At 51.4% G+C, this 6275-nt stretch carries 9 protein-coding genes; 7 read left to right on the forward strand and 2 right to left on the reverse strand.

Features of this window, described 5'->3' with window-relative positions; translation table 11 throughout:
* The first annotated feature begins 171 nt into the window (after positions 1-171).
* Positions 172-333, forward strand: coding sequence for a recombinase family protein (locus tag E1919_RS27835; protein WP_162056449.1), 162 nt, complete (start codon positions 172-174; stop codon positions 331-333).
* 232 nt (positions 334-565) lie between these two features.
* Positions 566-727 carry a TrkA C-terminal domain-containing protein gene (locus E1919_RS26670; RefSeq protein WP_162056450.1) on the forward strand — a complete coding sequence of 54 codons (162 nt, stop codon included), beginning with the start codon at positions 566-568 and terminating at the stop codon, positions 725-727.
* Positions 728-1078: 351 nt separating this feature from the next.
* Here the strand turns inward: E1919_RS26670 and E1919_RS26675 are convergent, their stop codons facing one another.
* On the reverse strand, positions 1079-2023 hold the full coding sequence (locus E1919_RS26675) for a mechanosensitive ion channel family protein (protein ID WP_162056451.1): 945 nt from the start codon (positions 2021-2023) through the stop codon (positions 1079-1081).
* A gap of 256 nt (positions 2024-2279) precedes the next feature.
* Here E1919_RS26675 and E1919_RS26680 point away from each other — a divergent pair, with 256 nt between their 5' ends.
* Positions 2280-2624, forward strand: coding sequence for an SDR family NAD(P)-dependent oxidoreductase (locus tag E1919_RS26680; RefSeq protein WP_237144884.1), 345 nt, complete (start codon positions 2280-2282; stop codon positions 2622-2624).
* Between the two features lie 83 nt (positions 2625-2707).
* On the forward strand, positions 2708-3400 hold the full coding sequence (locus tag E1919_RS26685; protein ID WP_162056452.1) for a CHRD domain-containing protein: 693 nt from the start codon (positions 2708-2710) through the stop codon (positions 3398-3400).
* Between the two features lie 235 nt (positions 3401-3635).
* On the opposite strand, the gene E1919_RS26690 is transcribed toward E1919_RS26685, so the two are convergent.
* Positions 3636-3881: a Sec-independent protein translocase subunit TatA/TatB gene (locus E1919_RS26690; protein ID WP_162056453.1), complete on the reverse strand. Its 246-nt coding sequence runs from the start codon at positions 3879-3881 to the stop codon at positions 3636-3638.
* 476 nt (positions 3882-4357) lie between these two features.
* Here E1919_RS26690 and E1919_RS26695 point away from each other — a divergent pair, with 476 nt between their 5' ends.
* The 3 genes from E1919_RS26695 to E1919_RS26705 form a co-directional block, all read left to right on the forward strand.
* Entirely contained in the window at positions 4358-5074 is a 717-nt protein-coding gene (locus E1919_RS26695) for a ferritin-like domain-containing protein (protein WP_162056454.1), read from the forward strand.
* Between the two features lie 14 nt (positions 5075-5088).
* Positions 5089-5916, forward strand: a complete 828-nt coding sequence (locus E1919_RS26700) for a ferritin-like domain-containing protein (RefSeq protein ID WP_162056455.1) — start codon at positions 5089-5091, stop codon at positions 5914-5916.
* A gap of 52 nt (positions 5917-5968) precedes the next feature.
* Positions 5969-6275 (forward strand): hypothetical protein (locus tag E1919_RS26705; protein WP_162056456.1); only part of this gene is annotated, 307 nt, incomplete at its 3' end.

A 6275-nucleotide genomic window follows, 5' to 3' on the forward strand; every position in this document is an offset into this window, starting at 1 on the left:
GAGCCTTTCCGGAATAAGCCCACTGACGCCTCAGTGACAGCCGTTGCCGGAACCACCAGGTTTAACACCAGGCAGCTCTTCAGGAGCGGGATGTGCCTCCGCCTCTGGCACCGGAGAGATTCTATATAATGTAAAACTGATCAGCCAGCTCAGAGCAGGCGATACGGTGGTGTGTGGAAACTGGACAGGCTGGGCCGCTCGCTGCGGGACCTGATAGACCTGGTGTCTGAGTTCAAGGAGAGAGGGGTGGAGTTTGCGAGCCTGCGGGACGGCACCAACACCGCCACGCCCACCGGCAGGCCAGCAAGCCTTTCGAAAGCAGCCATGGAGTAGGCAAAGTCAGCCAGAATCCTCTTCGAGTCCGGAACAAAAACCGTGGAGGAGATAGCCAAGATAGTGGGCATCGGCAGGATTATCAGCTACCGCTATATTCAAAGTTTAAGCGAAATGGGGTGAAAGGTAAGCTAGAGCCGCGGTAGTTTTAGGAGCCAGGAAATGTTTCCATAGGAGCCAGCACCATTCTGAACCTGCTAAAGCGCAGTGACTTCTCACGGTGGCAGAAGGCTTGAACTTGCTCCAGGCAAGAGTGCCGAAGCGGCTGGCTAGGCCCACAATTGCAGAGTCATCCATCCGCCAGGAAACAGGCTGCACCATCATCGCTATCCAAGAGGGGGACGCGCAGCACATTAAACCCGATCCGGGAATGGTGCTGCCCGCCAGCGCATAAATCATCCTCATCGGGACAGTTGAGGCGGAAGAGCAGTTCTTCAGCATGTTGTTTGTTAAAGGAAGGGAGAGCAGGAGCAACCAGTGTCTTTGGCCGCACCTTTTTTAGGGGAGCAGGTGTTCCCGCTGCCCTGTGGCATCGTCACCCTTCCGCACATAAGCCATGCTCCATAGTTTATGTAGCAGGCTGAAGCAGAAGCTGCCCCTGCCCTTTTCATGCAATGTTTCTCAAGCCTTAAGCGTAGTATAAAAACTTTTACGTTCTTGCTCAATATATACAGCCCTTTTAGGGGCTCTATACCCCGTGATACGTTCCTGGGGAAGGGGGTAACACTTCTGTACAAATGCAGTCTCAATCGCTGCCTGTCTGTCCGTTACCCCCTAAAGCCCTGCCTTTTTTCATAGAGGCGGTGATAGTCTCCAGTTGCTCTGTCAGCTTTTCGCCGCCCTTTATTCCGAAGTCCAGCGTACGGATGGGGAATGGAATCAGGATATCGTTGGCGTCGAAGGCCTTCTTGATGCGGATGATGCCATCGCTCTTGGCACTCACGTAGTCTATCTCATTTTTGTAGGTTATCCAGTAGCGGGCTTTAAAGTTGATGGAGGAATCGCCGAATTCATCGTACATCACCTCAATCTCTTTTTCCTTCACACGGTTTCTTACGTCTTTCAGCGCCTCCGACACTACCTGCTGCACCTGCTCCAGGTCCTCTGCGTAGGAAACCCCTACCTGCAGGTCCACACGCCGGGTACCATTAACGGAGTAGTTCGTGAGCGGGTTCTCAAACACCGTCTTGTTCGGGAGGTGCACCACCTCTCCCGTCAGCTGCCGGATATTTATGGTGCGAAGTGTAATCTGCTTGATGACGCCGCGGTAATCGTTGGTCTCGATTAAGTCGCCCACGCGGAACGGCCTTCGAAAGGCAATGAACACCCCGGCGACAAAGTTGGCAGCGATGTCCTGAAAGGCAAAACCCAACGCCAGCCCCACGATACCGACACCGGCCAACATAGACACGACCACCCCGTCCAGGTTAAGCACATGGAGCACAATAAAGAAACCCACCAGCAGCATGCCGATGTAGAGGATCGTCAGGATGAGGTTGTTCAGGGCGGGACTATGTGAGAACCTGTTAATAAACTTTCCGAGCCACCCTCTGAGCAAACCAGCCAGTTTGAAGGTAATGACCAGGAGGAGGATGGCCAGGAACAGGTTGGGGAGCATGAGCACGGCATAATCTCCCCACGACTCCAGCTTTTTCCAAAGCAATTCTAATTCTACATTAAAGTTTTCCATTGCATTATTGATTTTAGGATGTTATAAAGCACATAACCCTCCGCAAGTTTGTGGGGGATCCATGGAGGCAGGCTTCAAACAAAGAAGAGGCAGCCTCAGAAACCTATACGGTGCGGGCCGCCCTCTTCAGGAAAAGTCTTAAGGCCTGTTCTTCCTCATCTATTATTTTATAGCAAGCTGCTCTTTGTTTTTTGTTCACGGGCAGCCGCAGCGGGCCAGGAAAACTGCTGGGGCTGCCAGGAAAGAGATAGAGTAGATGGGCGGTGAGACCCTTACTTTTCCGGTTGATGTGGCCAATGCTGAGCAGTTAGACGCGGTAGCCTCCCTGGTAGAGGAGAAGTGGGGACCGATTGATGTGTGGGTGAACAACGCCATGGTCACTGCGCTGGGCCCTGTGAAAGACATCGCCCCAGAAGAGCACAGGCGGGTAATGGAAGTCACTTACCTGGGGACGTTTACTGCGCTTAAGCGCAGTAAACGTCCCCAGGGACAAAGGCAGCATTGTTTTGGTAGGGTCGGCAATGGCCTACAGAGGCATACTTTAAAGCATCGGATTTATCACCCACTAAGGATAACCGTCATTCTGCCATCTTATAACTGACGTTCACCATCAATCATGACAACTCTGATTAGTTTGACTGAATGAGGCCGTAGGTAGTGTGTAACCAACAAAAATATAAAATTATGAATATCAAGACTTTATTCCCGGCACCGACTAAACTTATCGCGGCAGCTGCCATGGCATTCACATTTGTTTCTTGCGAGCAGTCAGACATTTCTCCTGATGCGAATCTTTCAGCACAGAATGTAGAGGAAGCGCACCAAAAAGGCGTAAATAAGGGCTCTGCTATTGAGCGTACTTTTATGGCGAACCTCCAGCCGCTAAACAACTCAGGTGTGTCAGGCACAGCCACTATCACAGTGGATGCGAACACGCTTACTGTGGAAGTGATGGCATCCGGATTGGAGCCAAACCTGCCTCACCCGCAACACATCCACGGGTTTATGGATGACAACAGGAACTCCACCTGCCCGACACCTGCTGATGACACAAACGGAGATGGCTTTGTGGATCTCGTAGAAGGGCTTCCTTCTTACGGACCAGTTCTTCTTGAACTGTATGTGCCAATCGATGAGTTTCCGGAGGCTGATGCAGAAGGCAACATACACTATACCCGTACATTTAACCTCGGCGAAATCGAGTTCGAAGAAGAAGGTGAAGTTATCGATTACAAGGACTTGAAGCCCCTCCAGAACAGAGCCATCGTGTTACACGGCCTGACTGTAAACGGCACTTATGTACCTACTATGCCTGTAGCTTGTGGCCAGATTATGCCGACAAACAATGGCAAAGGAATGGCTAAAGGGAAAAAGTAATTTTGCTAAACCGCTGAATCTTCAGATTTAGCAGGAATTGAAAAGCAAAAGAGGGAACGTGGTTTTAAAACTGCGCTCCCTCTTTTGCTTTTCAATATTACCAGAACCTTCTCATAGCTGCATCTAGCTAAGTAACTTAAGTTACGCTGTATAGACGATGAAGCCATCAAGGTTTGTTAAGGGGTAAAGCTCATTATCCTGCTACTGTTCTGTTGGCCCGGCTAAAAGAGGGGGTTTACACGGTAAACTCTTTCTGTGCTTCATCCCTGGCAACTGGTCTCCCCGCTATTGTCTTTTCGTTTTTCCCGGGCTTCTCTATCTCGCTCTTGATTTCATTGGTGGCGTCCTTGAACTCGCGGATGCCGCGGCCCAGGCCCTTTGCCAGCTCCGGGATGCGCTTGGCCCCAAAGAACAGCAGGATGAGGATGACCTCTGTGCCTCCCAGGCCACCGATAAAAGCAAGCGTGTTGGTGATTTCCATGATATTGTGTTTAAATGTGATGCCATACAAACGGGAAAAAGGAGGTAAAGGATTCTCTCACTGCCTTTTTCTGTCCTCCGGAACAGGCATGGCAGTCTCTTTTTCATACTTGCAACGGCACAGGATTTCTTTTCTCTAATTAAAAATGAGTACTCACTTATTGTTTGGGGGCATACACCCTGTATTATGATACTGTTCTTAAATATTCAGCTGCACAAGCGTAAGTAGTTCTACGTAAGTGCTTTAATATGACAAAAAGAATAATCAGGTGCCAATAAACCGTGTTTGAACAGGGACTGCTGCTTGTCTTGGAGGTACACGGCAGGCAACAGAAAACACGGATATACACTTGGTTGTAAGTTATGTTAATCAACTTTGGCAGCATGGAAAAGAATAGCAGGATATATAACAGGAAAGGCAACAGAGGAGAGAGAAAGATTTTAGAGTAGTATTTTTTAAATTTTAAATGGGTTAGTATGATAAAGTTTACCGATTCAAAAGGAAAGGGCTACAAGCCCGACCAGGGGCTCAGCAGCTCCCGCAGATCTTTCCTGCAGTACAGCGGAGCGGCCTTGGCCACATCCGCTATTTTACTCTCCGGCTGCGAGCAGTTCGAGGAGTTTATCCCACCGAAAAACCCGAACTCTCCCAAGAAAGTGAATCTGGGGAGCGGGGACATAGGCATCCTCAACTATGCCTATGCCCTGGAGCAGCTGGAGGCTGCCTACTACACCAAAGTAGCGCTATTGGGCTTTTATGTCGGTGCAAGCGCTGAGGAGATAAGGGTGCTGGAGGATTTGCGGCAGCACGAGGTGGCCCACCGCGAGTTCTATGAGGCGGCCCTCGGTAAAAATGCCATCGGCAAGCTGGAGTTTGACTTCAGCATGGTGGACTTCAGGGACAGAGACAGCGTGCTGCAGACGGCCAAAACGTTCGAGGACCTCGGGGTGGCGGCCTATAACGGCGCTGGCCCGCTCCTTACCAACCCGGACTTCCTGGTAGTGGCCGGTAAAATCGTTTCTGTGGAGGCGCGGCACGCAACAGCAATCTATGACCTTATCGCTCCGAATGAAGCTTTCGTGGACTTCATTGATGATGGCCTGGAGCGGGCTTTCCCACCTTCTCAGGTGCTGCAGGCAGCTGCCCCTTTCATTGTGACGGAGATTGACGCGAGTAATTTACCAACAGCTTAACGGAGAAAACGACTATGGATTTTATAAAACTATTTGACTCTTTCAACACAGAAAACAGGTCGGAGGAAGAAGTGGACACCTACATGTCCAGGAAAGAGGCTTTCCGGAAACTGGGAAGCCTGACAAAGAAAGTGGCGCTTGCCTCACTGCCTGTAGCAGCTTTCACCATGATGCCGAAAATGGCTTTTGCGCAAAGCAGCGACGTGATAGGCGTGCTGAAGTTCGCCCTGGCCCTGGAGCGGCTGGAGTACCAGTTCTACATAAAGGGTGTGGATTCAGGCGTAGTAAGCGGTAGGCACCAGAACGTGTTCATGGCCATCCGTGAGCACGAGCGCATTCACGTGGAGCTGCTGGAGGCAACTATACAGCAGCTGGGCGGAAGCCTGAACGGTGTGCCGAGTGAGTTCGACTACACGGCGGGCGGTGTGTTCCCGAGCCCCTTCGGTAACTACCAGCTCTTCCTGGCCCTCTCGCAGGCCTTTGAGGACACAGGGGTGAGAGCCTACAAAGGACAGGCGCCCAATCTGATGGAGAACGACGACCTGCTGAAAGTGGCGCTGCAGATACACGCCGTGGAGGCACGCCATGCCTCGCAGGTAAGGCGCATCCGGGGAAGAAAAGGCTGGATAACAGAGGAGGACTATGACGGCATAGACGGCTTTGGGGCAACCTTTATGATGGCCAGTAGCGCTGTGTACGCCGGTGAGAAAAACACCACGCATGTGGGTGTGGAAGTGACTGAGGTGACTACTGTTCCGGTGATGGCCGTGCGGGAGGCGTGGGATGAGCCGCTGTCTATGCAAATGGTACTGGACATCGTCAAGCCGTTTATCGTGTCATAGGATAGTTGGCATTCAGCACCTTTGATTATCAAAACTTTTAACACAGACAATTATGCAAAACAATACGAAACAGAAAATGAACATGCTGCTGGGTAAAGCGGCGACTCTGACCAAGGGCTTTGCCGCCGCGCTGCTGGGCACTTTCTTCCTGGCCAGCTGCGACCAGCTGGGTGACCTGGACGGGGTGATACCGGGAGGCGGCAGCGGTGACGGCAACAACGGCAAGATGAAGATGTACAAGGTGCAGCTGAACCCGCTCAACAACTCCGGCGTGTATGGCACGGCGACGGTGATGATGACGGAGAACGGCGAGTTCGAGGTGATAACGGATGTAAAGGGACTAGCACCCCACATGGAGC

Origin of the sequence: Pontibacter pamirensis (assembly GCF_010015475.1) — a bacterium.
Taxonomy (GTDB): Bacteria; Bacteroidota; Bacteroidia; order Cytophagales; family Hymenobacteraceae; genus Pontibacter; species Pontibacter pamirensis.

Coding starts and splice junctions, on each gene's coding strand:
- E1919_RS26675 (WP_162056451.1), bottom strand. CDS start 2,023: ATGGAAAACTTTAATGTAGAATTAGAATTGCTTTGGAAAAAGCTGGAG.
- E1919_RS26680 (WP_237144884.1), top strand. CDS start 2,280: ATGGGCGGTGAGACCCTTACTTTTCCGGTTGATGTGGCCAATGCTGAG.
- E1919_RS26685 (WP_162056452.1), top strand. CDS start 2,708: ATGAATATCAAGACTTTATTCCCGGCACCGACTAAACTTATCGCGGCA.
- E1919_RS26690 (WP_162056453.1), bottom strand. CDS start 3,881: ATGGAAATCACCAACACGCTTGCTTTTATCGGTGGCCTGGGAGGCACA.
- E1919_RS26695 (WP_162056454.1), top strand. CDS start 4,358: ATGATAAAGTTTACCGATTCAAAAGGAAAGGGCTACAAGCCCGACCAG.
- E1919_RS26700 (WP_162056455.1), top strand. CDS start 5,089: ATGGATTTTATAAAACTATTTGACTCTTTCAACACAGAAAACAGGTCG.